26 protein-coding genes are annotated in these 26,286 nt (G+C 72.7%); 2 read left to right on the forward strand and 24 right to left on the reverse strand.

The genetic code is table 11. From position 1 onward, the window contains the following. Window positions 1–94: 94 nt before the first annotated feature. The 6 genes from D0D15_RS28550 to D0D15_RS28575 form a co-directional block, all read right to left on the reverse strand. Window positions 95–595, reverse strand: coding sequence for an XdhC family protein (locus D0D15_RS28550; RefSeq protein WP_094007137.1), 501 nt, complete (start codon window positions 593–595; stop codon window positions 95–97). A 73-nt stretch (window positions 596–668) separates the two neighbouring features. Continuing rightward, on the reverse strand, window positions 669–1,163 hold the full coding sequence (locus tag D0D15_RS28555) for an NUDIX hydrolase (RefSeq protein WP_094007135.1): 495 nt from the start codon (window positions 1,161–1,163) through the stop codon (window positions 669–671). Further along, a complete protein-coding gene (locus D0D15_RS28560; RefSeq protein WP_115944891.1) occupies window positions 1,160–2,299 on the reverse strand; it encodes a glycosyltransferase family 4 protein in 1,140 nt (379 codons plus the stop codon). The genes D0D15_RS28555 and D0D15_RS28560 overlap by 4 nt, the downstream gene beginning before the upstream one ends. Then, window positions 2,296–3,213, reverse strand: coding sequence for a phosphatidylinositol mannoside acyltransferase (locus D0D15_RS28565; RefSeq protein WP_094007132.1), 918 nt, complete (start codon window positions 3,211–3,213; stop codon window positions 2,296–2,298). The genes D0D15_RS28560 and D0D15_RS28565 overlap by 4 nt, the downstream gene beginning before the upstream one ends. Further along, window positions 3,213–3,821 carry a phosphatidylinositol phosphate synthase gene (gene pgsA / locus D0D15_RS28570; RefSeq protein WP_094007131.1) on the reverse strand — a complete coding sequence of 203 codons (609 nt, stop codon included), beginning with the start codon at window positions 3,819–3,821 and terminating at the stop codon, window positions 3,213–3,215. Before pgsA ends, D0D15_RS28565 begins: the two co-directional genes overlap by 1 nt. A 144-nt stretch (window positions 3,822–3,965) precedes the next feature. Next, on the reverse strand, window positions 3,966–4,472 hold the full coding sequence (locus tag D0D15_RS28575; protein ID WP_094007169.1) for a MarR family winged helix-turn-helix transcriptional regulator: 507 nt from the start codon (window positions 4,470–4,472) through the stop codon (window positions 3,966–3,968). 93 nt (window positions 4,473–4,565) lie between these two features. Between D0D15_RS28575 and D0D15_RS28580 the strand changes: the two genes are divergently transcribed. Continuing rightward, window positions 4,566–5,114, forward strand: coding sequence for a YceI family protein (locus D0D15_RS28580; protein ID WP_094007130.1), 549 nt, complete (start codon window positions 4,566–4,568; stop codon window positions 5,112–5,114). Between the two features lie 52 nt (window positions 5,115–5,166). Here the strand turns inward: D0D15_RS28580 and D0D15_RS28585 are convergent, their stop codons facing one another. The 5 genes from D0D15_RS28585 to D0D15_RS28605 all read right to left on the reverse strand — a co-directional run bounded on the left by D0D15_RS28585 (window position 5,167) and on the right by D0D15_RS28605 (window position 10,194). After that, entirely contained in the window at window positions 5,167–5,715 is a 549-nt protein-coding gene (locus tag D0D15_RS28585) for an HIT family protein (RefSeq protein ID WP_094007129.1), read from the reverse strand. After that, complete coding sequence (gene thrS / locus D0D15_RS28590) at window positions 5,712–7,748, reverse strand: threonine--tRNA ligase (RefSeq protein ID WP_094007128.1); 2,037 nt, start codon at window positions 7,746–7,748, stop codon at window positions 5,712–5,714. The genes D0D15_RS28585 and thrS overlap by 4 nt, the downstream gene beginning before the upstream one ends. Window positions 7,749–7,822: 74 nt before the next feature. Continuing rightward, on the reverse strand, window positions 7,823–8,437 hold the full coding sequence (locus D0D15_RS28595; protein WP_094007127.1) for a malonic semialdehyde reductase: 615 nt from the start codon (window positions 8,435–8,437) through the stop codon (window positions 7,823–7,825). An 80-nt stretch (window positions 8,438–8,517) separates the two neighbouring features. Then, on the reverse strand, window positions 8,518–9,321 hold the full coding sequence (locus tag D0D15_RS28600; RefSeq protein WP_094007125.1) for a glycoside hydrolase family 16 protein: 804 nt from the start codon (window positions 9,319–9,321) through the stop codon (window positions 8,518–8,520). 36 nt (window positions 9,322–9,357) lie between these two features. Continuing rightward, on the reverse strand, window positions 9,358–10,194 hold the full coding sequence (locus tag D0D15_RS28605; RefSeq protein ID WP_094007123.1) for a glycosyltransferase family 2 protein: 837 nt from the start codon (window positions 10,192–10,194) through the stop codon (window positions 9,358–9,360). Between the two features lie 56 nt (window positions 10,195–10,250). On the opposite strand from D0D15_RS28605, the gene D0D15_RS28610 reads away from it, so the two are divergent. Further along, a complete protein-coding gene (locus tag D0D15_RS28610; protein WP_094007122.1) occupies window positions 10,251–11,588 on the forward strand; it encodes a glycoside hydrolase family protein in 1,338 nt (445 codons plus the stop codon). A 5-nt stretch (window positions 11,589–11,593) separates the two neighbouring features. On the opposite strand, the gene D0D15_RS28615 is transcribed toward D0D15_RS28610, so the two are convergent. The 13 genes from D0D15_RS28615 to D0D15_RS28675 form a co-directional block, all read right to left on the reverse strand. Beyond that, window positions 11,594–11,824, reverse strand: coding sequence for a hypothetical protein (locus D0D15_RS28615; RefSeq protein WP_094007120.1), 231 nt, complete (start codon window positions 11,822–11,824; stop codon window positions 11,594–11,596). Beyond that, window positions 11,821–12,384 (reverse strand): acyltransferase, encoded by a 564-nt coding sequence (locus D0D15_RS28620; RefSeq protein ID WP_094007119.1) that lies wholly within the window; start codon window positions 12,382–12,384, stop codon window positions 11,821–11,823. Before D0D15_RS28620 ends, D0D15_RS28615 begins: the two co-directional genes overlap by 4 nt. Continuing rightward, complete coding sequence (locus tag D0D15_RS28625; RefSeq protein WP_094007117.1) at window positions 12,381–14,381, reverse strand: hypothetical protein; 2,001 nt, start codon at window positions 14,379–14,381, stop codon at window positions 12,381–12,383. Before D0D15_RS28625 ends, D0D15_RS28620 begins: the two co-directional genes overlap by 4 nt. After that, a complete protein-coding gene (locus D0D15_RS28630; RefSeq protein ID WP_094007115.1) occupies window positions 14,378–15,619 on the reverse strand; it encodes a lipopolysaccharide biosynthesis protein in 1,242 nt (413 codons plus the stop codon). The genes D0D15_RS28625 and D0D15_RS28630 overlap by 4 nt, the downstream gene beginning before the upstream one ends. Continuing rightward, window positions 15,616–15,975, reverse strand: a complete 360-nt coding sequence (locus D0D15_RS28635; RefSeq protein ID WP_094007114.1) for a hypothetical protein — start codon at window positions 15,973–15,975, stop codon at window positions 15,616–15,618. Before D0D15_RS28635 ends, D0D15_RS28630 begins: the two co-directional genes overlap by 4 nt. A 31-nt stretch (window positions 15,976–16,006) precedes the next feature. Next, on the reverse strand, window positions 16,007–18,163 hold the full coding sequence (locus D0D15_RS28640) for a glycosyltransferase (RefSeq protein ID WP_115944892.1): 2,157 nt from the start codon (window positions 18,161–18,163) through the stop codon (window positions 16,007–16,009). Further along, window positions 18,160–19,086 carry a glycosyltransferase family 2 protein gene (locus D0D15_RS28645; RefSeq protein WP_094007111.1) on the reverse strand — a complete coding sequence of 309 codons (927 nt, stop codon included), beginning with the start codon at window positions 19,084–19,086 and terminating at the stop codon, window positions 18,160–18,162. The genes D0D15_RS28640 and D0D15_RS28645 overlap by 4 nt, the downstream gene beginning before the upstream one ends. 70 nt (window positions 19,087–19,156) lie before the next feature. Beyond that, complete coding sequence (locus D0D15_RS28650; protein WP_094007167.1) at window positions 19,157–20,182, reverse strand: NAD-dependent epimerase/dehydratase family protein; 1,026 nt, start codon at window positions 20,180–20,182, stop codon at window positions 19,157–19,159. Further along, entirely contained in the window at window positions 20,182–20,985 is an 804-nt protein-coding gene (locus D0D15_RS28655; protein WP_094007110.1) for a glycosyltransferase family protein, read from the reverse strand. The genes D0D15_RS28650 and D0D15_RS28655 overlap by 1 nt, the downstream gene beginning before the upstream one ends. Then, on the reverse strand, window positions 20,986–22,260 hold the full coding sequence (locus tag D0D15_RS28660; protein WP_115944893.1) for a class I SAM-dependent methyltransferase: 1,275 nt from the start codon (window positions 22,258–22,260) through the stop codon (window positions 20,986–20,988). It lies immediately after the preceding gene. A gap of 217 nt (window positions 22,261–22,477) precedes the next feature. Next, window positions 22,478–23,551: a class I SAM-dependent methyltransferase gene (locus D0D15_RS28665; protein ID WP_094007108.1), complete on the reverse strand. Its 1,074-nt coding sequence runs from the start codon at window positions 23,549–23,551 to the stop codon at window positions 22,478–22,480. Beyond that, window positions 23,548–24,204: a PIG-L deacetylase family protein gene (locus D0D15_RS28670; RefSeq protein WP_162830679.1), complete on the reverse strand. Its 657-nt coding sequence runs from the start codon at window positions 24,202–24,204 to the stop codon at window positions 23,548–23,550. The genes D0D15_RS28665 and D0D15_RS28670 overlap by 4 nt, the downstream gene beginning before the upstream one ends. A gap of 26 nt (window positions 24,205–24,230) precedes the next feature. Continuing rightward, window positions 24,231–25,745, reverse strand: coding sequence for a sugar transferase (locus D0D15_RS28675; protein WP_094007107.1), 1,515 nt, complete (start codon window positions 25,743–25,745; stop codon window positions 24,231–24,233). Between the last annotated feature and the right edge of the window lie 541 nt (window positions 25,746–26,286).

The raw sequence follows: 26,286 nt of genomic DNA on the forward strand, positions 1-26,286 counted from the left end.
GTGACCACGGCGATCAACCCTTCTCTATTCGACGGAGGAGTAAGATGTGTGAAGGAGGCGGGGCGGGGGGGGGGGGGCGCGGGGCCCCGGCCGGTCAGCGGGTGAAGAAGCCGCCGGGACGGTTGTTGCGGTCCGCGATCAGGCCGGCCAGTGTCGCGATCGCGATTTCGGCTGGGTGGCGTGAGCCGATGTCCAGGCCGATCGGACGGTGCACCCGGGCGATGTCGGCCTCCGGCACGCCCAGCGAGCGCAGCGCCGCCACGTGCGGGCCCTCGTGCCGCGGGTTGCCCATCACCCCGGCCCAGCGCACCGGCCGCGCCAGCACGTCCCGCAGCGCGGCACCCAGCTCGGGCCGGTGGTGGTCGGTCACCACGACGTCGGTGTCCTCGTCCAGATCCGGCAACTCGGCCGTCGCGCCCGGAACCGCTCGCGACGGGTCCGGGTCGTACAGCACCGTCCGGTATCCGAGGTCCTCGCCGTAGCGCAGCAGGAACTCCGCGACCGGTGAGGCGAACACGGCAACCAGCGTCCGCGTCTGCGCCGGCGAACCCTTCGCGCCGTGCGCCACCGCGCACGCCGGATCTTCCGCAGCCATGCCCCGATCCTAAGGGCCCGGCACCAGCGATTCCGTCACCAGCGAAGCGAACACGGCAACCAACGCCCCGCCCCTAAGCGCCGGGCACCGGCGGTTCCGCGATCTCGAAGTACTCCGGCTGCCGCGCGGTGCCGGCGAGCTTGAAGTACCTCACCTTCCGCCGCCGGCGCAGCGCCAGCGCGTCCCGCACCGCGTCGTTGTGCACGCGCCGCGCGATGACGACCCGGTGTTCGGCATCGGCGAGTTCCCCGGCCAGCTCCGCGGGCAGCCGGGCCCGGTCGATCGACGCCAGCAGCCGCGTCAGCTCGTTCTCCGCGACCTCCCGCTCGGCGCGCGGCGCCTTCTCCGCGATGTCGGCGGCCTCCCGGAGACCGGGCGCGGCCCCGTCGACCGCGGCCACCGCCCGCGCCACCACCGCCCGCCGCGCCAGCGCCGCGTCCAGCGCCGCCCACCCGGCGTCCAGCCGGACGTGCAGCCGGTCCAGCCGGTTCGCCGTGGCGACCAGGAACAGCCCGCCGAGCACCACCACCGCCGCGACGATCGAGACGACCAGCACGAACCAGTTCACAGCGGCACGTCCTCCGCACTGACCCGCCGCGGGTCGGCGGCGATCGCCGTCTCGTAGACCCGCAGCACCTGCGTCACCACCACCGGCCAGTCGTAGATCGTGACCCGCTCCCCCGCCGCCCCGGCCGCCGACGTCCGCCGCGCCGGGTCGCCGAGCAGCTCCCGCAGGCAGTTCGCCAGCGCCACGCTGTCGCCGGTGGTGAACAACGCCCCCGCGCGCCCGTCGTCGAGCACACGGCGGAACGAGTCCAGGTTGCTCGCCACCACCGCGGTCCCGGCCGCCATCGCCTCGGTCAGGATCATCCCGAAGCTCTCGCCGCCGGTGTTGGGCGCGCAGTAGACGTCGACGCTGCGCAGCGCCCGCGCCTTCGTGGCGTCGTCGACCTGGCCGAGCAGCTCCAGGTGCGGCGCCAGCTCCGGGCCCGCCATCCGGCGCAGCACGTCCGCCTCGCCGCGGCCCACCACGAGCAGCCGCAGCTCCGGGAACTCCGGCAGCAGGCGGCGGGCCGCGCCGAGCAGGACCTCCATGCCCTTGCGCGGCTCGGTGAACCGGCCCACGAACCCGATCGTGCCCCCGGCCCGCGGATACCCGTCGAGCGGCTGGGCGCGGGAGAAGAACTCGACGTCGACCCCGTTGGGGATCTCCACCGCGTCCCCGCCGGCGTGCTCGACCTGCACCCGCCGCGCCAGCGCGGACACCGCGATGCGGGCGGTGATCTTCTCCAGCAGCGGCCGCAGCACCGGCTGGAACGCCGACAGCGTCCGCGACCGCGGCGTGGACGTGTGGAACGTGGCGACGATCGGCCCGTCGGCGACCTTCAGCGCCAGCAGCGACAGGCTCGGCGCGGCCGGCTCGTGCAGGTGCAGCACGTCGAAGCCGCCCTCACGCAGCCACCGCCGGACCCGCGCGTAGGACACCGGGCCGAACTGCAGCCGCGCGACCGACCCGTTGTACGGGATGCCCAGCGCCTTGCCCGCGGGGTGCACGAAATCGGGCAGATCGGCGTCCTCGTCGGCGGGCGCCAGCACCGACACCTCGTGGCCGCGGTCCAGCAGCGCCCGCGCCAGGTCCGTGACGTGCCCCTGGACCCCGCCGGGGACGTCGAAGGAGTACGGGCAGACGATCCCGACCTTCACGCCGCTTCCTCCGTCGCGGAAAAGGTCGCCTCCTCGAAATCGGCGGTCCACAGCTTCTGCATCATGTGCCAGTCCGCCGGGTGCGCCGCGATGTCACCGGCGAAGACATCGGCCAGCGCCTGGGTCGCGGCGGGCACCTCGGTGCGGTGCGCCACGCGGATCCGCGGGTGGATGCGGATCCCCCAGCCGTCCTCGGTGAACCAGCTGCCCACCGGCAGCAGCGCCGCGCCGGTGCTGGCCGCCAGCCGCGCCGGACCGGCCGGCATGCTGGTCTTCTCACCGAAGAACGACACCGGCACGCCGCTGCCGGACAGGTCGCGGTCGGCGATCAGGCACACCACCCGGTTCTCCCGCAGCCGCTGCAGCAGCAACCGGAACGAACCGGTGCCGCCGTCGGCGGACAGGATCTCGAACCCGAGCGACTCGCGGTAGGCCACGAACCGCTGGAACAGCGACTCCGGCTTCAGCCGCTCGACGACCGTGGTGAACGGGCCGTACCGGCCGACCGCCCAGATGCCCGGCACGTCCCAGTTCCCGCTGTGCGGCAGGGCGACCACGGCGCCGTTGCCCTCGGCCAGCGCCGCGTCGAGGTTCTCCACCCCGCTGATGGTCGCGCCGACCCGGGCCCGGATGTCGTCCGGATCCACGCTGGGCAGGCGGAACGCCTCGTGCCAGTAGCGCGCGTAGGAGCGCACGGCCTGCCGGGTCAGTTCGTCCAGTTCGGTGTCGTCGGCCCGCGGCACGACGCGGGCCAGGTTGCGGCGCAGCTGCCGCACCCCGGGGCCCTTGCGCTTGGCCGCGAAGTCCGCGGCCAGCCCGAAGCCGGCCTTGGCCAGCGGCACCGGCAGGCGGCGCACCACGTTCCAGCCCGCCGCGTAGCCGAGGTCGGCCATCCGCTCGCCGAACCGGCCCATCAGCCCGCCTCCCGCGCGGAGGCGGCGACGGCGAGCATGCGCTGGATCGTGGTGATGATCGAGCCGAGCGCGAGCAGCCACAGGGTGCCCTCGACGGCGAACGGCACGCCCAGGCCCTCCAGCCCGGTGCCGACGAGCGCGATGATCAGCCGCTCGGCGCGCTCGACCAGCCCGCCGTCGGCCTTGAGGCCCTCCGCTTCGGCGCGGGCCTTGATGTAGGAGATCACCTGGGCCAGCACGAGGCAGATCAGGCAGGCCGCGGCGGCGCGCAGGTTGTGCTCGACCGCGAAGCACCACCACGCGATGCCGGCGAACAGGGCGCCGTCGGCGAGCCGGTCGCAGGTGGCGTCCAGGGTCGCGCCGAACGGCGTGCCGTACCCGCGGGCGCGGGCCATCGCGCCGTCGAGCAGGTCGAGCATCGCGAAGCCCCACACGGTGAACGTGCCGGCGAGCAGCATCCTGTTCGGGAAGAACACCAGGGCACAGGCGATCGCGCCGGCCGTGCCGATCATGGTCATCGCGTTCGGGGTGAGCCCGGCCCGCACCAGCGCGTGGCCGAGCGGGTCCAGGGCTCGCGAGACGGACGCTCGCGCGAAGATGTTCAGCATCGGATCGTCGGGGTGGCGGTATCGGCGGGCATGTCCATCGCTCTCGGCGTTCCACCTGGGGCTGCGGGGTCGGTTTGCTGACCGCAGCCTATCCACCCGCTACGACACTCCGGTGACGCGGCGCGCCCAAGGCGCCGCGCGCGCTCAGGCGAGCTGGTCCAGCTGCTCGTCCGCGGCGGCCCTCGCCTTCGCGCACTGGGGCGTGAGCTGGTCGCGGATCGCCTCGGAGATCTCCTCCAGCGCCCGCACCTGGCCGGGGGTGAGCGCGTCGAACAGGGCCTCGCGCACGGCCTCGACGTGCCCGGGAGCCGCGGCGACGAGCGCGGCGAAGCCCCGGTCGGTCAGCCTGGCGAACGAGCCGCGCTTGTCGGTGCCGCAGCTGTCGCGGCGCACCCAGCCGTTGGCCTCCAGGCGCGCGACCGCGTGCGAGAGCCGGCTGCGTGACGAATGGCACTTCTCGGCCAGCTCGCTCATCCGCAGCGTGCGGCCGGGCGACTCGGACAACACGACGAGGACCTCGTAGTAGGTGTGCGGCATGCCGGCGTCGCGCTGGAGCTGGGATTCCACGTGGCTGCGCAGCATGGTGACGGCGGCCGAGAACGCGCGCCACACACGCTGTTCGTCTTCGCTGAGCCATCGCGGTTCGGACATGACGTACATGGTACCTCTAGTTGAGAGCTCAACCAGCGTGCGCTACGGTGTGGTTGAGGGCTCAACCAAGCATAGTTTTCGAGGAGACGACTGATGACCGCTTCGACGACCGAGATCCCCGGTTACATCGCCGGCACCTGGACCATCGACTCCACGCACTCCGACGTCGACTTCGTCGTGCGCCACCTGGGCGTGTCCAAGGTCCGCGGCCGGTTCGCCGAGGTCGAGGGCGAGATCGTGACCGGCGCCGACCTCGCCGACTCGAAGGTCACCGCGACGATCAAGGCCGACAGCATCGACACGAAGAACGCCGACCGCGACGCGCACGTCAAGAACGCCGACTTCCTGGACGTCGAGCGGTTCCCGACCCTGACCTTCGTCTCCACCGGCGTGCGCGCCGAGGACGGCGAGTACTTCATCGACGGTGAGCTGACCGTCCACGGCGTCACCAAGGCCGTCACCCTGGCCGCCGAGGTCGGCGGGTTCGCCGACGGCATGACCGAGGGCAGCAAGGTCTTCGGCATCTCGGCCACCACCGAGATCAGCCGCTCCGACTTCGGTGTCGGCGCCTCCATCCCGACCGCCGTCCTGGGCGACAAGGTCAAGATCGAGCTGAACATCGAGGCCGGCCTCAAGGCCTGAAACACCGCGACGAAACGGGCCCGGACCTCCCGGTCCGGGCCCGTTCGCGCGCTCAGATCCGGTGCCAGGCCGTCGACAGCAGCTCGCGTGTTTCGCCCAGCAGCTGGGGCAGCACCTTCGTCTGGCCGATCACCGGCATGAAGTTCGCGTCACCACCCCAGCGGGGCACCAGGTGCTGGTGCAGGTGCGCCGCGATGCCGGCACCGGCGATCACGCCCTGGTTCATCCCGATGTTGAACCCGTGCGCCCCGGACACCGACCGCACCACCTTCATCGCGTGCTGGGTGAACTCCGCCAGCTCCCGCGTCTCCTCCGGCGTCAGGTCCGGGTAGTCGGCCACGTGCCGGTACGGCAGCACCATCAGGTGCCCCGGGTTGTACGGGTACAGGTTCAGCACCGCCCACACGTGCTCGCCCCGCGCGAGGATCAGCGCCTCGGCGTCGTCCAGGCCGAGCAGGCGGCAGAACGGGCACCCCTCGGGCTCGTCGCCCTCCGGTTTGTCCTGCCCCTGCACGTAGGCCAGCCGGTGCGGGGTCCACAGCCGCTGCAACGCGTCCGGCACCCCGACCCCGTCCTGGCCCACCAGCTCCGGCTCGGTCAAGGCAGGACCGCCTGGAGCGCCTCGGCCGTCGGCGAGCTGTTCTCCCTCCGCGCGATCCAGCCGGCGATCGCCTCCACCGCGTCGGCCACCGGCACCCCGTTGATCTGGCTGCCGTCGCGGAACCGGAACGACACCGCGCCCGCCTCGACGTCCTTGCCACCGGCCAGCACCATGAACGGCACCTTCTGGGTGGTGTGGGTGCGGATCTTCTTCTGCATGCGGTCGTCGCTGGTGTCCACCTCGACGCGGATCCCCTTGGCGCGCAACGCCTTCTCCACGCCGCGCAGGTGCTCGGCGTGCTCGTCGGCGATCGGGATCCCGACCACCTGCACCGGCGCCAGCCACGCCGGGAACGCGCCCGCGTAGTGCTCGGTGAGCACCCCGAAGAACCGCTCGATCGAGCCGAACAACGCGCGGTGGATGACCACCGGCTGCTTGCGGCTGCCGTCGGCGGCGGTGTAGCTCAGCTCGAACCGCTTGGGGTGGTTGAAGTCCAGCTGGATGGTCGACATCTGCCACGACCGGCCGATGGCGTCCTTGGCCTGCACCGAGATCTTCGGGCCGTAGTAGGCCGCGCCGCCCGGGTCCGGCACCAGCTCCAGCCCGGAGTCGATGGCGGCCTGCCGCAGTGTCTCGGTGGCCTCCTCCCACTCCTCGTCGGAGCCGATGAACTTGTCCGAGTCCCCGCGGGTGGACAGCTCGAGGTAGAAGTCCGAGAGGCCGTAGTCGGCCAGCAGGTCCAGCACGAACCGCAGCAGCGACCGCAGCTCGCCCGGCATCTGCTCCTGCGTGCAGTAGATGTGCGAGTCGTCCATGGTCAGCCCGCGCACCCGGGTCAGGCCGTGCACCACACCGGACTTCTCGTAGCGGTACACCGTGCCGAACTCGAACAGCCGCAGCGGCAGCTCCCGGTAGGACCGCCCGCGCGACCGGAAGATCAGGTGGTGCATCGGGCAGTTCATCGCCTTGAGGTAGTACTCCTCGCCCTCCAGGGGCAGCGGCGGGAACATGGTTTCGGCGTAGTAGGGCAGGTGACCCGAGGTGTAGAACAGCCCGGACTTGGTGATGTGCGGGGTGTTCACGAACTCGTAGCCGGACTCCTCGTGGCGGCGGCGCGAGTAGTTCTCCAGCTCGCGCCGGATGATGCCGCCCTTGGGGTGGAACACCGGCAGGCCCGAGCCGATCTCCTCGGGGAAGGAGAACAGGTCCAGCTCCGCGCCCAGGCGGCGGTGGTCGCGCCGCTCCGCCTCGGCCAGCCGCTCCAGGTAGGCGTCCTGCGCCTCGGCCGATTCCCACGCGGTGCCGTAGATCCGCTGCAGCTGCGGGTTCTTCTCACTGCCGCGCCAGTACGCGGCGGCCACGCGGGTCAGCTTGAACGCCGGGATGAACTTCGTGGTCGGCACGTGCGGGCCGCGGCACAGGTCGCTCCACACGCGCTCCTTGGTGCGCGGGTCGAGGTTGTCGTAGATGGTCAGCTCGCCGCCACCCACCTCCATCACCTCGGAGGTGTCCACTGTGTCTTCAGCGGACTTGAGGCCGATGAGTTCCAGCTTGAACGGCTCGTCCGCGAGCTCCTCGCGCGCCTGCTCGACCGAGTCGAAGCGGCGGCGCGAGAACTGCTGCGCCCCCTTGATGATCTGCTTCATGCGCTTCTCCAGCGCCTGCAGATCCTCCGGGGTGAACGGCTTGTCGACGAGGAAGTCGTAGTAGAAGCCGTCCTTGACGGGCGGGCCGATGCCGAGCTTGGCCTCCGGGAACTGCTGCTGCACCGCCTGCGCGAGCACGTGCGCCGCGGAGTGGCGGATGACGCTGCGGCCGTCCTCGGTGTCCGCCGCGACGGGCTCCACCGGGGCGTCCGCCTCGGGCGCCCACGCCAGGTCGCGCAGGCGCCCCTCGGCGTCGCGGACGACGACGATCGCGTCCGGCCCCTTGGCCGGCAGGCCCGCCTCGCGGATCGCGGCTCCGGCCGTGGTCCCGGCCGGCACCACCACGCTGGCGGCGGGTGCGGCTGCGGTGGACGACGGCTGGTTCACGATGGGCTCCTTCGAACGAAGTGATGTCCCACCGATGCTATCCGCCGCCCGCCCGCGGTCTTCCGCGAGGGACTTCAGACGGTCTCGACGACCTCGTCGTAGTCCAGCCGCGGCAGCCGGTCGAACCACGGGTTGTCCCCCGGCTTGCCGACGTTGACCACGACCAGGGACTTCCACGCGCGGCCGGCGAAGAACTCGGCGTCGATCCCGGCGGCGTCGAAGCCGGTCATCGGGCCGGCGGCCAGCCCGGCGGCGCGCACGCCGATGATGAAGTAGCCGACCTGCAGCAGCGCGTTCAGCCGCGCGAAGCCCTCCCGGCCGGACTCGTCGGCGAACAGGTCCTTGACGTCCGGCTTGTGCGGGAAGGTCTTGGGCAGGTTCTCGTGGAAGTCGGTGTCGGCGGCCAGCACCACGGTCACCGGGGCGGCAGCGGTCTTGGCGCGGTTGCCCTCGGACATGTGCGGCAGCAGCCGCCGCTTGCCCTCCTCGGTGCGGATCACCAGCGCGCGCAGGGGCTGGGTGTTCATCGACGTCGGCGCCCACTTCACCAGGTCGTAGATCGCCTGGATCTGCTCCTCGCTCACCGGCTCGGCGGAGAACGAGTTCGCCGTCCGCGCCTCGCGGAACAGCAGGTCCTGCACGTCCTGCGGCAGGTGGAGGGTGTCGGCGAGGCTGGCGGTAGAGGTCATGGGTACTCCCGAGAGACGTGTCGGTGCCTTCCCTCCCCCCAACCTAGTTGAGCGCTTGACTATTTCTGGTGTGCGGCTCGTCACTCGTAGATGCGGACCCAGTCGATCTCGGCGGTGCTGCGGATCGGCGGGGTGGCCTTGTGCCGGTTGTGGTTCTGCTGGATGACCAGGTGCATCGGCTCGCTCGGGATGGTGCCGGGCTCGCCGTAGGTCGCCCAGGCGACGCCGTCGATGTAGCAGGTGACGTGGCCGGGCTGCCATTCCACCGCGTAGTTGTGCCACTGGGTGATGTCCAGGTCCTTGCGCATGTGCCCGGCGTCGGTGTTGCCCGGCCCGTGCAGCCAGCTCTCCACGTACTGGCGCGCCGGGTCGTAGATCTCGGCGAAGTCGATCTCGCCGTCGAGGTTGGTGTCGCTCTCCGGCCACAGCAGCAGCACCGGATTGAAGTCGGGGTCGGCCGGGGCCGGGAAGCGCGCGCGGACCTCCCACCGGCCGTAGGTGCGGTCCTCGTGCCAGGCGATGCCGCAGGTCGCCGCGGTGGCGTCCCCGTCACCGACCAGGGTGAGGACGCCGCCGCGGACCACGCACTGGTCCGCGCCGAGGGTTTCCCCCGACACCGGGTTGTGGCCCTGGTAGATCTCCCAGCTGGCGGTGTCGACCCGGCGGCCGTCGAAGTCGTCCTGGGCGATCAGCCGCCAGCCGAAGTTGACCGCGGCCTCGCCGGACGCCTCGGGGGTGATCACGGCGGTGCCCGGCGCCTCGGTGACCACGGTCGGCGAGGCCCCCTCGGTGTCGCCGAACCGCTCCGACGTCACCCGCACGGCGAGAATCGCGACACCCGCCAGGACTACACAGGCGACCAGGATGACTACGCGACGCACCACCGCGACAACTTATCGTCCCCCGGACGGGTGGCCGCTCTAGCCCCGCTCGCCCTGCCGCTTCGCGACCAGGAACAGCGCCTGCCGCCGCAACCGGGCGCCCGGCGCCATCGCCGCGCCGACGAGCCGGTCGACCGGCCGCACGCCCCACCCCGGATCACCGGCCAGCCCCTCGGACAGCGCCCGCTGCTCGGCGTACTCCGCGCGCTGCGCCCGCGCGGACAGCGAATCGCGGCCGATCCGGAACGCCGCCAGCGACTCCGGCTGGCCGAAGAAGTCGCCGTGGCCCAGCAGCCCGATCCACAGCGCCAGGTCCATCGGGAACGTCCAGCGCGCGTCCCACCCGCCGACCGCGTCGAACTGCTCGCGGCGGAACAACGCGCCACCGGGCTCGCCGAGCGGGTTGCCGCCGTGGCGCACGATCTTGCGGATCACCGCGCTCGCCTCGTGGCGGCCCACCAGCCCGCGCAGCCCCCGGTTGGCGGCGAGGACCTCGCCGGTCTCGTTGATCATGTCGCGGCGCGAGCACACCAGCGCGATGCCCGGATCGGTCGCCAGCACCTCGTACTGGCGGCGCACGCAGTCCGGGTGCAGCAGGTCGTCCGCGCACAGCACCTTCACGAACCGGCCGCTGGATGCGGCCACGACGCGGTTCCAGTTCTCCGCCAGCGGCAGCACCCGGTCGTTGCGGAGCACCTTCAGCCGCGGATCGGCGAAGCCCCGCAGGATCTCCGGGGTCGCGTCGGTCGAGGCGTTGTCCAGCACGACGAGCTCGAAGTCGTCGAAGGTCTGCGCAAGGACGCTGGAGACGGTGTCGGCGATGTACCGCCCGGCCTGGTAGGCCGGGACGCACACGGAGACCGTGGCCGCGCTCACGGCTTTTCCCCCTTCCGGGTGTAGCTCTGAACAGGCAAAACGGTGGTCGGTCGCGCATGCTGGCACGCGTGGGGATCTTCGCGATGGTCGCCCTGCTGGTGGCGGGGCTCTTCGGCTGGCCTCCGGCTGATCGGGACGAACCCGGGCCGCCGGCCGTGACGCTGCTGCCCGGCGCCGGGGATGGGCTCGTACTCGGCGTGACGCACGCACAGTACAGCCTCGACTCATGGCTCACACCCGGACAACGCACGAGCGGGGAACAGATCCTGGGCGCCACCCCGCTGCTGCAGAACCAGCACATCATGGGCTTCGGCGTGGGCAACCCCGAACCCGCGCCCGGCCGCTTCGACTGGTCCCGCCTGGACGAGCGGATGGACCTGATCGAGCGCACCGGCGGCACCCCGGTGATCACCCTGTGCTGCGCACCGGACTGGATGAAGGGCGGCGCGGCGGGCACCACCGACTGGGACGACCTGGCGGCCGCCCCGCTTCCGGCGCACTTCGACGACTTCGCGCGGCTGTCCGCCAAGGTCGCCCAGCGCTACCCGCAGGTCAAGTACTTCCAGGTGTGGAACGAGCTCAAGGGGTTCTGGGACGCCCAGGCCGGCGCCTGGGACGCGAAGGGCTACACCGACCTGTACAACCAGGTCTACGACGCGGTGAAGGCGGTGCGGCCGGACGCGCTGATCGGCGGCCCGTACGTGGTCCTGAACAGCTGGTCCTCGGCGTCGGCCACGAACCACCCGTCCGAGTTGCGCGGCCCGTACGGCGTGGTGGACCAGCGGTCGCTGGACGTCGTGGAGTACTGGAACGAGCACAAGCACGGCGCCGACTTCGTCGCGCTGGACGCCTCCACCGGCACCCGGGACAAGGGCCTGATCACCACGCCGGACAAGGCCAGCCAGATCTACGCCGACGCCACCCGCTGGGCGCGCAGCCTCACCGGGCTGCCGGTGTGGTGGTCGGAGTTCTACCCGGAGACCGCTCCCCCGCCGCAGGAGTCCACCGGGAAGGCGAAGAGCGCGCCCGTGCCGGCGGACCAGGCCCGCGCGGTGGCCACTTTGGACGCCGTGGCCAGGGCGGCGGAGGCGGGCGCGGCGGCGATGCTGCTGTGGCAACCGGAAGCCAGCGACGACCTGCCGTACGCGGCGCTGTGGTCGGAGGCGCGGCCCGGCGTCGACGTGCTGCGGCCGACGAGCCTGACCGCCGCGTGGACCTGGCTGGCGCCGCGGCTGCGCGAGGGGCTGGTCGACGTGCAGCGGCCCGCGGACGTGGTGCAGTTCAGCACGCCGGGCGGGAAGGTCGTCGTCAACCCGCGGCCGGAGACCGGGCTGGTCCGGGCGGGCGGTCTCAGCGTGCGGGTGCCGCCGCTGACCATCCGGGTGCCGGGCTGAGCCCGTCACAACGACAGTCCCACCACGATTCGCCAGATCGCGCCGACCGCGGTGAGCACGGTCAGCCCCACCGCGACCAGGTCGAGCGTGCGGATCCGCTCGGTGCGCGCCGACGCCGTGTCGGTCGAGCGGCGGCCGACGGTCATCTCCTTGAGCACGGTCCGCCACACGAGCACCACCAGCAACGCCACCCCGGACAGCGCCGTGACCAGGGTGAGGAAGTCGGCCTGGCTCACGCCGGCTCCGCCACGACGGACGTCTCGCGCACCAGGCGGGCGGGCACCCCGGCGTAGACCCCGGGCACCGGGCAGTCGCGTGCCACGACCGCGCCCGCGGCGATCACCGCGTCGTCGGCGATGCGCACCCCGGGCAGGATCTGCGCCCGCGCCCCGACCCACACGCGGTCGCCGATCACGACCGGCCGGGCCTGGGCGACCCGGGAGACCCGGCCGTCGGGCAGCGTCGGGTGGTGCGAAGTGACGATCATGACCTGCGGGCCGAACTGGCAGGACGCGCCGATGGTGATCGGCCCGACCGACTCCAGGTAACACTCGGCGTTGAGGAACGTGTGGCGCCCGATCTCGACGTTGCGCAGGGCGCCGTGGATCCGCAGCCCCGGGAAGATGTTCCCGGAGCGGATGCGCGCGCCGAACGCGCGGTAGCCCAGCAGCCGCAGCGGGCGCGGCACCAGCGCGCTGCCGAGCACGCCGTTGACGATCGCGCCGACCGTCATCGACCACAGCTCGATGTGCACCTGCTCGCGCAGGCGCCGTCCCAGGGACCGGGTCTGGTTCACGTGTTCCCTCCGCCACTGCCCTGCACGAACTTGTCGGCGGGCGTCGTCCGGCCGAGCACCAGCGAACCCTGATCGTCGAACACCAGGCGGTACAGCCCGGTGGCCTCGAGCTCGCGCACGAGGTCGGCGCCGTAGGTGTCGGGCACCTGGTCGAAGATCTTCATGTAGGCCCACTGCGGCTCGGTGAGCACAAGATAATCGGGGCCCTTCAGGCGCAGGCAGGCGACCAGCGCGGGAACGTCGTCCATCACCTCTTCGCAGTAGCCGTCGACTTCGAACTGGGACACCTCGCCCACGCGCGCGAACGACAGCGGCACCGAGTTGACCAGCGAGTCCACCCGCTGCCCCGGCTGCGCCTGGTGCACCGCCCAGCTCGCGGCGGCGATGTCGCTTTCGTGGAAGCTGATGTAGGCGTCGTTGCCGCCGCGCGCGGTGACCGTCGAGGCGAGCAGGCCGGTGAGCACGACCCACGGCACCGCGGCGGCGAGCACCGTGCGCGCCGGCCGGTTGCGCCAGCGCAGCCGGCGGGCCGAGGTGACCGCCTTCTCCAGCGCGAGCGACGCGGGCAGGGCCATCACCGGCAGCGAGAACAGGAAGCAGCGCATGAAGACCTCGCCGCCGTAGGGCTGGGCCACGGCGAGCCCGAACGGCGCGACGCACAGCGCGGGCAGCAGCCACGACTTCAGCGAGTCGCGGCGCATCTGCCAGATGCCGTAGGCGGCCATGCCGGCGACGAACAGCGTGATCCCGATGCGCACGGTCAGCACGACGAGCCGGCCGGGGCTGCCCGCGAACCGGGCCACGATGCCCTCGTCCACCGACGAGCCGACGTCGCCGAGCGGGCTGAGGATCATCTGGACCAGCTGGCCGCTCCAGAACTCCGACGCGCCCAGCGAGAACCACACCACCGCGCCGCCGAGGATCACGAACGGCACCCACGCCGGCCACAGCCGCCCGAACACCAGCAGCAACAGCAGCAGGACGCCGAGCACGAACGGGGTCAGCTGGTGGGTGGGCGCCAGCGCGAGCCCGATCAGCACCACCGCGCCCTGCGCCACCAGCCGCGCCTTCGGGCTGGACCGCGGCGCGAGCCGGGCCCGCAGCCGCGCCTTGACCGGCTCGGTGAGGCGGGGCCGCACCAGGTGCCGGAAGGTCAGGGCCAGCGCGGCGAGCATCAGGATCATCGCCGTGCCCTGCGGCGAGAAGTAGTCCTGCTCGGTCCAGTTCGCCACGAGGTAGAGCCAGGGCGCGATCCACGCCGCGCGCCGGTTGCCCAGCGCCGACACGGCCAGGGCGCGCACGCCGAGCACCGCGAGCCCGGACAGCACCACCGGCGCCCAGTTCAGGAACGGGATCGCGTCGGGCATCCCGGCGGCGCGGGTGATCATCGCGACCAGCGAGAAGAACCCGGCCCAGGAGAACCGCGCGTCGTAGTCGTGCAGGATGTCGCCGTGCGTGGCGATGTAGTCGGCGAACCCGGCGTGCAGCCACGCGACCGGCAGCCGCGCGACCTCCTGGATCGCGGGCTGCAGCCCGTACACGCCGAGCACGCCGAGCAGCGTGTAGAGCGAGAGCAGCCAGGTGCGCGGCCGGTAGCGCAGCAGCTCCAGCACCACGGCGGCGACCAGCAGCGGATAGGACAGCAGCGTCGGCACCGACAGCTCGGCGACGAGCCCGAGCCCGCCGATCGCCTCGGGCGGGACGGGGTGCAGCCCGATGATCCACAGCACCACCGCGACCGCGGCGAGACCGGGACCGAAGAACGGGTCGGCGAGGAAGGCGGGCCGTCCGGCGCCGGTGCCCAGCCGGGGCCGGGACTCGACCGCGCGCGCGGGCGGTTCCGGCTTCGGCGCCAGGCGGCCCGACGCCGGGATGTAGCGCGTGGGCGGGCCGGGCGGCGGCTGCGGGAACCGCATCGGCTCACGCGGCCGGGGCGAGGGGCGGGTGGTCCGGTTCGGGCGCACCGGGCGCAGGAACCGGGTGGGCGGCTCGGTCACGGACGCGCCCCGAACACCCGGCGCCTCAGGTCGGCCAGCACCGCGGCGGCGATCACCACCTGCGCGACGAGCATGCCCACCCCGAACCCGAACTCGGTCGGCACCACCAGCGCGAGCACGACGGCGGAAACGGCGGTCACGGCGTGCAGCACCGCCACCCCGGCACCGCGGCCCGCGGCCAGGTGCACGGCCACCCCGAGCACCACGACCAGCCGCGGCACCTGCGCGGCGAGCAGGACCCGCAGCAGGTCGGCGCCCGCCGTGTACTCCGCGCCGAAGATCGCCAGCATCACCCAGGCCAGCGCGGCGCCGACGGCCAGCAGCGGCACGAACACCAGCACCAGCCGCTTGCCCGCGCCCGCGACCAGCGACCGGGCGTGGCCGGGTTCGGCGGACAGGCACACCACGAGGGGGTTCACGAACGCGGTCGCGGCGACGTCCAGCGCGTTGATCGCGGTCCAGACCACGAAGAAGACGGCGTTGGCCTCGGCGCCGAAGCGGTGCAGCACGATCAGCGGCACCAGGTTGTACAGCACGACCACGCACACCATGGCCGGGTAGGACGGCGCGAGCAGCCGCACGATCTCCCGGCGGCCCGGCAGCACCCCCGGCGCGAGGGCGGGCGAGGTGCGCCGCACCGACCGCCAGATCAGGAACGTCACGACCGCGACCCCGATCAGCGTGGGCACCGCCCAGGACAGCACCAGCCCGAGCGCGCCGGCGAGCGGCCCCAGCCCGGCCAGCAGTCCCAGCCGCGCCACGGAGAACGCGCTGTTCTCCACCGGCACCCAGCGGGCCAGGCCGAGCCCGGTGAGCACCTCGTCCTGGAACTGGAACAGGGTCCAGCCGATCCCGGCGACGAGGAACCAGGCGACCCCGGCCGGCACCCGGTGCACCACCTCGGCACCGGCGGGCACGAGCACGAACACGACCGAGCCGATCACCCCACCGGCGAGGACGGCCAGGTAGGTGCGCAGCAGCAGCCGCGGCCGCTGCGCGCCGGCGCGGGGCAGCCAGCGCAGGACCGCCGGCCCCAGGCCGAGTTCGGCGATGCCGGCGACGAGCAGGAAACCGGACACGAACGCCGAGGTGTCCCCGACCGCGGCGGCGGGCAGCAGCCGCGCGGCCAGTACCCAGCCGATCATGCCGGCCAGCGCGGTGATCGCGGCCGAGGCCGACAGCGCCAGGCCGTCGGCCACCATGCCCTTGCCCGGGGCGGTCTCCTTGCCGACCGTCATCGGGCCTCACCCGGACGGCTGCGCAGCACGTGGTGCGCCAGCGGGAGCGCGGTGACGGCCGCGAGCACCACAACCGCCGCCTCCGGGTGCCAGAACCGGGTCAGCACCAGCACCTGCGCCACGATCAGGGTGATCGCCAGTGAGATGCCGACCGCGCTGACCCAGGTCACCGACAGGTGGCGCACGTTGACGTAGGAGATCAGGGCCCAGCCGGGCGCGGTGAGCACGAACACCAGGACCGCCAGCGGCCGCAGCACGAAGTCCACACCGGACCAGACGAGCACGATGGTCACCAGGCAGACAGCGAGCAGCCCGTAGGCGGTGTATCGCCGGATCCTCAGCTGCTGCTCGACCACACGTGCCCTTCCTGCCCGTCGCCCTCCATCATCACCGGCGGCCGGATCCGCCCTCACCCCGGGCCCGCATCAGCGCCGCGGCGCCGCCGAGCAGGCCCAGGCGCTCGTCGCGGCGCAGCTGGCGCAGCCGCGAGCGGGCGGCGCGGTCGGACAGCGGCAGCTCCGGGGTGCGGGCGGCGAGACGGGCGGCCCCGCGCGGCACCCGCCGCAGGATCGAGAACGCGGTGACCGGGCGCCGCCGCACGGACAGCGCCAGCATCGCCGCCAGGCCGACGCCGTAGCCGCGCATCCGCTCGCGCAGTTCGAGCCAGTCCGCGCGGTGGATGTGCCGGGCCACCGCGTGCGGGGTGTGGACCACCGCGCCGCCGGCGTAGGCCAGCCGCACGAACAGGTCCAGGTCCTCCCCCGCCATCGTCGGCGTGCCCGCGCCGAGCAGCGGGTCGAAACCGCCCAGGTCCTCGAACACCTCGCGGCGCCAGGTGGCGCAGCTGCCCGGGCCGTAGCGCGCCATGGACAGCGGGTAGAGCGGGTCCTCGCGCGCGGTGTCCCGGTCGATCCGCTGCCACCGCACGGAGTTGCTGTAGCCCTTGAGCCGTTCGAACAGGACCTCGGCGTCGGTCTCCAGGCTGGCCGGCAGCACCAGCGAGGTCACGCAGCCGACCGCGGGATCGGCGGCGAACTCCTCGGTGACGGCGTGGAACCAGCCGGGCTCCACGGTGATGTTCTCGTCGACGAACGCGATCAGGCCGTGGCGGGCGACGCGGGCGCCGGTGTTGCGCGCGATGCTGACGCCCTTGCGCGGCTCGACGACGTAGCGCGCGCCCAGTGCCTCCACCTCGCCACGCAGCCAGGCGTCGCCCTCGGGCAGCCGCGGCAGGTTGTCCACGACGATCACCTCGAGGTCCGGGTACCCGGCCTCGAGCGCGGCGCGGGCGCTGGCCACGGCCTGCCGCTTGCGGTGCGCGGTCGGGATGACGACGCTGACCGGCGGCCGGCGGCACCCCGGGCGGCGGCGCGGGGCGGGCGCGGTGGCGAATTTCGGCAGCCGCACGACGCCGCGCTCCACCGGCAGCAGCAGCACGTCGACGGTGCGGTCGCCGTCGCGGACGAGGACCTGCGCCGCGCGGTAGTGGCCTACCGGCCGGTGCGGCACGGCAAGTTCCTCGGGCGCGGTGCGGGCGTCGACGGTGGCGATGTGGATCGGGCCGTGCACCAGCGCCGACGCCGGGCGCGGGCGCGGCGGGCGGAGCTGCGCCTTGCCGCGCAGGTACCCGGCCGCGGTCGAGGACACCACGGTCACCAGGCCGAGCACGCCGGAGGCGCCGGCCGTGCGGCCCAGCGCGAGCCGGCCGAACTCGCGCGCCACGGCGGCCGGGATGGTGCGGCTGAGGTAGTCGCGCTCGGTGGACAGCGCGGCCTCGCTGCCGACCAGGCGCGACACGTAGGCCTTGGACAGCCCCTCGCCCCAGCCGCGGCGGCGCAGGTAGGCCCAGGTGGTCCGCTCCGGCGTGACGCGGTGGCGCACCACCGCCTGCGGCCGGAACACGATCCGCGCACCGGGCGAGGCCTGGCGCAGCCGGATGCACAGCTCGGTCTCCTCGCAGCCCAGCGGGGTGCGCCCGATGCGGCCCAGATCCTCGGAGAACGGCCCGGCGAGCGTGAACGCCTCCCGGCGGAAGGACATGTTGCAGCCCATCAGGTTGCGCACCGGCGCCTCCGCCGCGGGCTGCCCGGTGTAGGTGCAGCCGACCACCCAGTCCAGCTCGCCGTGCGCCGACCCGCGGCCGGCGGGCAGCTTGGCCGGCCGCCGCCCGGCGGGCCAGCGCGGGCGGGCCGAGCCGCCGACGGCGAGCACGTCCCGGTCGCGGTAGCCGGCCAGCAGCTGCTCCAGCCAGTCGGGCGCGGCCTCGGCGTCGTCGTCCAGGAACGCGATCACGTCGCCCTTGGCGAGCCCGACCGCGGTGTTGCGGGCGCCGGACAGCCCGCGCCGCCCGGCGTTGGGCACCACCGTCACGCCGACGAACTCGGCGGTGGCCCGCCGCTCCAGCTCCGGGTTGTGGTCGATCACCACGATGATCTCGCGCGGCGGCACCGACTGGTCCCGCACCGACGCCACCGCCGCGGTCAGGTCGTCCCAGCGGTCCGCCGTGTAGGCGCAGATCACCACGGTGGTGTCGAACGAGGTCATGCTTCGGGCGCTCCGGTGTCCAGCACGAGCGGCGCCGGGGCGTCCGCGACGGGCTCGGGGGTGAACAGGCCGAACCGGCGGCTGCGGCGCTGACGGCCGACCCGCTGCCACTCGGCCACGAGCGTGCGCAGCACCCGGCCGCCGTCGGAGAAGGTGCGCAGGTTCGTCTCCCCGTGCAGGCGGGCCCGCTCGACGCTGGGCACCTCGGTGATCCACAGGCCGAGCGCGGCCATCCGGCAGTTGATGACGGTCTCGATCTCGAAGCCGTCGCCCCACAGCATCTCCTCGCCCGCGGGCGCGAACACCGGCGGCAGGTTCAGCAAGGCAACCAGATCGCGCCAGAACGCGTTGTAGCCATAACAGAGATCGGTGAACCCGGCGCTGAACAGCGTGTTGGACAGGCGGTTGAGCCCGGAGTTCCCCGCGGCGCGGAGGTGTGTGATGTCGTGGCTGCCGCCACCCGGGGCGAACCGGGTGCCCTTGGCGAAGTCGGCTCCGTCGGTGAGCGCTGCCACGAACCGCGGGATCTCCGCCGGGTCGGCCGAGCCGTCGGCGTCGAACATCACGATGACGTCGCCGGAGGCGGCGAGGAACCCGCAGGCCAGCGCGTTGCCCTTGCCGCGGCGGGTCTGCCGGATGACCCGCGTGCCCGGCCGCGCCCGCGCGACGACCTGCGGGGTGCCGTCCCCGGTGTCGGCGTCGACCACCAGCACCTCGTGCACCGGTGGCAGCTCGGGCAGGATCTCGCGCAGGTTGTCCGCCTCGTTCTTCGCCGGCACCACGACGGTGACGCGGGGATCGGGCCCGCGGCGGGGCGGGTGCGCGGCGGCGAAGGCGAACGCGTCGCCCAGGTTCTCGTAGTCGGTGACGGGACTGGGGGAATCCATGATCGTCAACGCCGTGCTGTCCTTGCTGGCGGGCACACCGGTCGCGAGGGTGTGCGGGTCGGGGAAGGGCGGGGCTTGCTCGAACGGATGACGCGCGGCCCTGCGGTCAGGTTCGGTGTCTTCGCAGATCGGGCGCGAGGTCGCCGCGCGCCTGCGCGGATTTCAGCCAGGCCAGGCGGGTGAAGCGCCGGCTGAAGGTGTCCATGGTCAGGCCGTGGCGGGTGTAGTGCGCGGCCAGTTCCCGGGCGCCCGCCGCCACCGTCCAGGTGGCCGCGTACCCGGGAAGCGCTTCCCGGATGCGGGAGAAGTCCACCCGGTAGGAGCGGGGGTCGGGGCCCGCCTCACCGGTGATCAGCAGTTCCGAGCCGGGGACGGCGGTGACCACGGACTCGGCGATCTGGCGCACCGTGAGGTTGTTGGCCTCGGTGCCCACGTTGAACGCCCGGTCGTGCACGGCTTCGGCGGGCGCGGTCAGCGCCGCCGCGAACGCCGTCGCGATGTCGTGCGCGTGCACCAGCGGCCGCCACGGCGTGCCGTCGGAGAGCACCCGCACCTGCCCGGTGAGCACGGCGTGGCCCACCAGGTTGTTCAGCACGATGTCGGCGCGCAGCCGCGGCGAGAACCCGAAGGCGGTCGCGTTGCGCAGGTACACCGGGCTGAACCCGGAGTCGGCGAGGTCGTGCAGGTCGTCCTCGACGCGCACCTTCGACTCCGCGTACGGGGTGACCGGCCGCAGCGGCGCGTCCTCGGTCACCAGGTCCTCCCCCGCCGCGCCGTAGACCGAGCACGTCGAGGCGTAGAGGAAGCGGCGCACCCCGGCGTCCTTGGCGAGCTTGGCCAGCTGGACCGACGCGGTGTGGTTGATCTCGTAGGTCAGCTCCGGCGCGAGCGCGCCCAGCGGGTCGTTGGACAGCGCGGCCAGGTGGATCACCGCGTCCACACCGGACAGCCGGTCCGCGGTCACGTCCCGCAGGTCCACCGGATCACCGGGCGGGTCGTCCGGCGCGGGCCCGAGCACGCACGCGGCGAACAGGCCGGAGTCCAGGCCGAGCACCTCGTGCCCGGCCGCGCGCAGCACCGGCGCCATCACCGATCCCAGGTAGCCCTGGTGCCCGGTCAGCAGGACCCGCATCACCGCACCCCCGCCGGGATCGAGGCCGGGCGCTCCCACAGCATCCACGGGCGCGCGCCGCTTTCGTAGGCCGCGTCGAGCGCGGCGCGTTCCTTGAACGTGTCCGCGGGCTGCCAGAAGCCGCGGTAGGGGTAGGCGATCAGCCGGTCCTTTTCGGCCAGTGCCGCGCAGCCGTCCTCGACCAGGTCGCCGTTCTCCGGGAGGTGGTCGAAGATCTCCTGCCGCAGCACGAAGTAGCCGGCGTTCTCCCACAGCGGCAGGCGGCTGGCCGAGCTGATGCCGGAGACCCGGTTGGAGTTCTCGCGGAACTCCACGCAGTGGAACGACGACTGCGGCGGCACCACCATCATCGACGCCCCGGCGTCGGAGGCCGCGAGGTTGTCCACCATGACGTCCAGCGGCGCGTCGGTGAGCACGTCGGCGTAGTTGGCGAGGAACATCTCCTCGCCGTCGACGTACTTGCGGACCCGGCGCAGCCGCTCCCCGATCGGCGACTCGATGCCGGTGTGCACGAACGTGATCGACCAGTCGCTGATGTCGGTGGACAGCAGCTCGACCTCACCGCCGCGCAGCACGAAGTCGTTGGACGCGGTCTCGGTGTAGGACAGGAAGAAGTCCGTGATGTGCCGGGCGCCGTAGCCCAGGCACAGGATGAACTCGGTGTGCCCGAAGTGCGCGTAGTACCGCATCACGTGCCACAGCAGCGGCCGCGGGCCGACCATCTGCATCGGCTTGGGCACGTCGTCCGCGGGGCCGTTGCGCATGCGCATCCCGTAGCCTCCGCAGAAGAGCACCACCTTCATTCAGTTCACCTCGACAGCCTGCAGCACGGGGTTCTTCGGGGAGACGATCTCCAGCTCGGGGATCGCGAACACCAGCCGGCCGCCCCAGTCCGCGACGTAGGCCAGCTGCTCGGTCAGCTCGGCGCGCAGGTTCCAGGGCAGCACGAGCACGTAGTCGGGCCGGTCGGCCGCGATCCGCTCCGGCGGGAAGATCGGGATGCGGGTGCCGGGCGTGAACCGGCCGTGCTTGTACGGGTTGCGGTCCACTGTGTACTCCAGCAGGTCCGGCCGGATCCCGCAGTGGTTGAGCAGGGTGTTGCCCTTGCCCGGCGCGCCGTAGCCGGCCACCCGCTCGCCGCGCCGCTTGGCGCCGATCAGGAACTCCAGCAGCGACAGGCGGATCTCCTCGACGCGGCGGGCGAAGCCGGCGTAGCCGGACAGCTCGTGCAGCCCGGCGGCGCGCTCACGCTCCAGCACCTGCGCCACGCGCGGGGAGGGTTCGCCCGCGGTTTCGGCCGGCCGCGCCCACACGCGGATCGAGCCGCCGTGGGTGTCCAGCAGCTCGACGTCGGCCACGGCCAGCCCGGCACTCGCCCGCGCCCGCCGCGCGGAGGCGAGCGTGTAGTACTGGAAGTGCTCGTGGTAGATCGTGTCGTACTGGGTCAGCTCGACGAGGCTGAGCAGGTGCTGCACCTCGATCGAGACCCAGCCGTCGTCGGCGACCAGCGCGCGCAGGCCGCGGGTGAACCCGAGGACGTCGGGGATGTGCGCGTAGACGTTGTTGGCCACCACCAGGTCCGCCGGTCCGTGCTCGGCGCGGACCGCGACGCCGGTCTCCGGGGTCAGGAACGCGGTCAGGGTCGGCACTCCGGCCTCCCGCGCGGCCGCGCCGACGTTGACCGACGGCTCGATGCCCAGGCAGCGCAGGCCGCGCGCGACGACGTTGCGCAGCAGGTAGCCGTCGTTGCTGGCGACCTCGACGACGAAGGAGTCCGGGCCGAGGCCGAGGCGGCCGGTGGCGGAGTCGACGAACTCCTTGGCGTGCGCCAGCCAGGAGTGGGAAAACGACGAGAAGTAAGCGTATTCGGTGAAGGTCTCCACCGGATCGATCAGGGGCGGCAGCTGGGCCAGCAGGCACTCCGGGCAGATCCGCAGGTGCAGCGGGTAGGCCGGCTCGGGGGCGTCCAGGTCCTCGGCGGCGAGGAACGACTCGCACGGCGGGCTCGCGCCGAGGTCCACCACGCTGCGCAGACCCGGCGAGCCGCACAGGCGGCAGGACAGCGTCTCGGCTGGCATGGCGCGCGCGTCCTCCCCTGTGATCGGACCATCCCGCCCCGTAGCGGGCCCTATGTCAACGTGACTATAGGGATCGCGGTGGCTGGCGTTACGAGCAACTGGCTGATCAATTGGCCCCGATCGGGTGATCGCTACCACTCGCTGTAGTAGGCGGATTGACGAGAAGTCACCAGGAAGAGATCATTTTCGCGTTTCGACCGGTTTGCCCGGCACCGGTTCACGCCACGATCCACTCGCAGTGGGCCCCGTCGAGCTGCGGGAAAGCCGCGCGCACCTCGGGCTCGAGATCGGGGACGAACAGCAGGACAGCGTGTGGGATCGGGTGGGTGAGGGCCGCCGTTGATACCACCGGAATCCGGGTACCGGGCATGCGCCGACCGTGCTTGGCCGGGGAGATGTCGGCGATCGCCGGCAACAGATCGATATCGATTCCGGCGCGCCGCAGGAGTGCCACCGCGCGCGACGCGGCGCCGTAGCCGACGACGCGCTCCCCCGCGTGCTCCCGCAGCCGCTCCCGGATGCGCGCGCAGCCCGCTTCGACGGCCCGGCCGAGCCCGGCGACGACGGGGATCTCCGTGGCCCCCGCGGCACGTTCCGCGGCCACCAGGCGGGTGGTCTCCGCGGCCGGGGTGCGGTCGCGGCCGAGTTCCAGCAGCACGGTTCCGCCGTAGAGGTCGAAGGTCCAGCTGCGCCCGGGACGCAGCCCGGCCGAGGCGGCCAGGGTGATCGCCGCCGGGGCCGAGTAGTAGGCGAAGTGCCCGTGCCGCAGGGCGTTCCACTGCCCCTGCCGGACGATCGAGGCCAGCGAGTGGAACTGCATCAGCAGCGCGCCGCCGGGCGCGAGCCGCACCGCGCGCCGGGCCATGGCCGCGCGCTGGTCCGGTTCGTGCATCAGCCCGAAGCAGTCGACGACGACGTCCGCCGGCTCGTCCTCGGCGGCTTCCCGCATGCCGGCGGCGCGCAGCAGCGGCAGCCAGGAACCGCCGTGCGGGCTGCCGAATTCGGCGACCGTCGCGCCCGGGCGCACCAGCCCGGCGCGGGTGAGCCGGGCGACCGCGTCGGCGGCCTGGTCGGTCAGCGCCTTCGGCTCCACCCCGGCGGGTTCCTCGGCGGTGCCCGGGTCCTCGGCCAGCTGGGCCAGCGCGCACCGCGCGCACATCCACATCCGCAGCGGCCACACCGGGTCCGGGCCGGGATCGGCCGCGGGCGGGAACAGGTCGCACGGCGGCTGCTCGCCCAGGTCGAGCACGACCTGTCCGTCGGTGGCGCCGCACGCCCGGCAGCTGATCATCGTGTCCCCTTGCCCAGCGTCAGCGCGAGCTTGTCCACGTAGAAGGCTTCGGCGTAGCGGGTGTGCTGCTGCACCCCGCGCAGCCGCGCCAGGCCGAGGAACGCGTCGCGGGTGTACCAGTCCCGGCCGTGCTGCGACGGGTAGTGCTTGGCCAGCAGGTCGGCCTTGGTCTCGGCGATCTCGTCGGTCAGCGGCTGGTAGACCGTGGGCTGGCCGAGGTCGCCATCCCACTTGAGGATCTCGTAGCCGAGCACGAGCTGGTCGCGGAACACGGTGGGCGCGATTTCGGCGAGCAGCCGGTGGTCCTGGTGGCGGTCGCCGGGCTGCGGCGCGAACACCAGGTCCGGCGTGACGCGGCCGCGCAGTGCGGTGACGGCCTCCTTGACCCCGTCCCAGTGCGCCGGCATCCGCCCGTCGGGCAGGTCCAGCACGGTGAGCTCGACGTGCGCCGGGGCGCAGAACTCGGTCAGCGCGGCCTGTTCCTCGGCGGCGCGTGCGGTGCCGCCGCCGGAGAGGACGAGGGCGTGCACCGCGAGGTCCGGGCGGTCCGCGCACAGCGTGAGCAGCGCGCCGCCGGCGCCGATGGCGAGGTCGTCGCAGTGGGCGCCGAGCAGCGCGACCGAGCGGAGGTCGGGGAAGGTGAGGGCCTGCACGTCGGGCCAGGGTGCCAGAGGCGGCGTCAGTACGCGCCCCGGCCTCCGGTGACGGCGCGGAAGGTCTTCCACAGGATCGCCATGTCCAGGGCCAGGGACCAGTCCTCCACGTAGCGCAGGTCGAGCCGGACGCTTTCCTCCCAGGACAGGTCGCTGCGGCCGCTGACCTGCCACAACCCGGTCATGCCCGGTTTGACGAGCAGCTTGCGGCGGGCGGCGCGCTCGTAGTTCTCGGTCTCGGCGGGCAGCGGCGGGCGCGGGCCGACGAGCGACATGGTGCCGCCCAGGACGTTGAACAGCTGCGGCAGCTCGTCGAGGGAGTAGCGGCGCAGCACCGCGCCGACGCGGGTGATGCGCGGGTCGCGGCGGAGCTTGAACAGCGGGCCGGCGCCCTCGTTGTCGCCGAGCAGGCCGTGGCGCAGCCGGTCGGCGCCGATGACCATGGTGCGGAACTTGATCATGGTGAAGGTGCGGCCGTCGCGGCCGACCCGGAGCTGGCGGTAGAACACCGGGCCGCCGTCGTTGAGCTTGATCAGCACCGCGATGCTCAGCAGCACGGGCGCGGCGAGCGTGAGCAGCGCCGCGGCGCCCAGGCGGTCCACCACGTCCTTCACGATCCGCCGCCCGCCGGTGAACGTGGGCGCCGAAACGCGCAGCAGCGGCATGCCCAGCACCCCGGACACGTTGAGCCGCGGCCCGGCGACCTCCATCAGCACCGGGGCCACGACCAGTTCCGCCCCCGTGCCCTCCAGGTCCCACGCCAGGCGTTGCAGGCGCTGCGGTGTCCAATAGGGATCGGAGGTGACGGCCACGACCCGGTAGCCGCCGCGGCGGACCTGGTCGGCCAGTTCGTCGAGGCGCCCGGCGACCGCGATGCCGCCGATCTCGCCGGTGGCGCGCTCGCCCTGACCGGTCGCGGTGCACACGGCCGACACCTGCCACCCGACGTGCGATTCGGTGCGGGTGCGCTCGATCAGGTCCCGCAGCGTGTCCGGCGACCCGGCCGCGATGACCGCGTGCATGCACTCACCGGCGCGGCGCTTGCGGTGCAGCACCTGCCGCAGCCCGTACCGCGCCGGGAACGCGATCACCCCGACCGCCGGGACCGCGTAGAACACCCACGGCTGCACGTCGAGCGCGCCGAACAGCAGTCCCGCGAGCGCCACGACCACGGCGGCGATCACCAGGCTGCGGCCCAGGCGGCGGAACTCCTCGGTGCCCTCGCCGAGCACGTGCTGGCTCCAGGCGCGGTTGACCGGCAGCGAGCACAGGATCGCGAACGCGGTGCCGGAGGCGTGCAGGAAGTAGGGCCGGCCGGTGATGTTCAGGACGAGCACCGCGCCGGTGACGATGACCAGCAGGGTGGCGATCACGTCCGCGGCGATCACGGAGGCGCGGTACCGGTTCTCCCAGGGCTGGGCGGCCGCGCGGGGCGTGGTTTCCTCGCCCGGGCCGACGGCGTGCAGCCGGGCGTGGCCTCGCGTCTCGGAACCCAGGACCGCGTCCCCCAGCGACATGGGCTTCCGCACCGGCTCTTCCATCCGACCTCCCGCGACGTCCGGCTGGTTACCGGCGCGCCCCGATCACGCCGACGATTACCCGAAGTAACCGTGCTCTGTGTTCTGCCACACCCTCCTGGGGCGGCGTCTGACCTGGAGTCGGTACCGTTCAGAGTGGTGTTACAAGCCACTCCAAGGAATTTGCCGCAGGGGACGATCCCGGACGGATCACCGCGGCCGCTCGTTACTCAGCCGCGAACAACTACTGGTGGTAGCCGGTTAATTGACCACACTTCGCGGTGTTTCACCTAGTAAAACGTAGAAGCTGAATTTTGCCCCGTTCGGGGCATTGCCGGACCTCTGCCCGCCAGCGAGGATTGCTCCCGCCGCACGGTCGTTTCCTCACCGGGGCGGCAGCCAGCTGTAGTGCCACAGCCATTGACACCCCCGGCCGCGGCTGGTCCAGAGGGAACCCCGGCGCACTAGTTTTCTTTCCGCCCTCCCCGGTGCACCGGGGTTCCCTCCCAGCACCACAGCGAACCCGCCACCCGGCAACACAAACCACCCACCCCCCGAACCACTC

Source organism: Amycolatopsis thermalba (assembly GCF_003385215.1).
Taxonomy (GTDB): domain Bacteria; phylum Actinomycetota; class Actinomycetes; order Mycobacteriales; family Pseudonocardiaceae; genus Amycolatopsis_E; species Amycolatopsis_E thermalba.